The sequence below is a fragment of the Salmonella sp. SAL03688 genome, assembly GCF_046551895.1.
Classification (GTDB): Bacteria; Pseudomonadota; Gammaproteobacteria; order Enterobacterales; family Enterobacteriaceae; genus Salmonella; species Salmonella enterica.
Genome location: NZ_JBGDVI010000091.1, coordinates 1 through 235, shown reverse-complemented (window position 1 = coordinate 235; position 235 = coordinate 1). Strand labels below are relative to the sequence as shown.

Sequence of the window (235 nt, the reverse complement as noted above, 5' to 3'; positions counted from 1 at the left end):
GTTAAAACTCAAATGAATTGACGGGGGCCCGCACAAGCGGTGGAGCATGTGGTTTAATTCGATGCAACGCGAAGAACCTTACCTGGTCTTGACATCCACGGAAGTTTTCAGAGATGAGAATGTGCCTTCGGGAACCGTGAGACAGGTGCTGCATGGCTGTCGTCAGCTCGTGTTGTGAAATGTTGGGTTAAGTCCCGCAACGAGCGCAACCCTTATCCTTTGTTGCCAGCGGTCC

Annotated in this window: 1 rRNA gene; it reads left to right on the top strand. The window is 51.9% G+C overall.

Going from position 1 to position 235, the window contains the following annotated elements:
- Positions 1-235 (top strand): 16S ribosomal RNA (locus ACLJR2_RS23875); the annotation flags it as partial.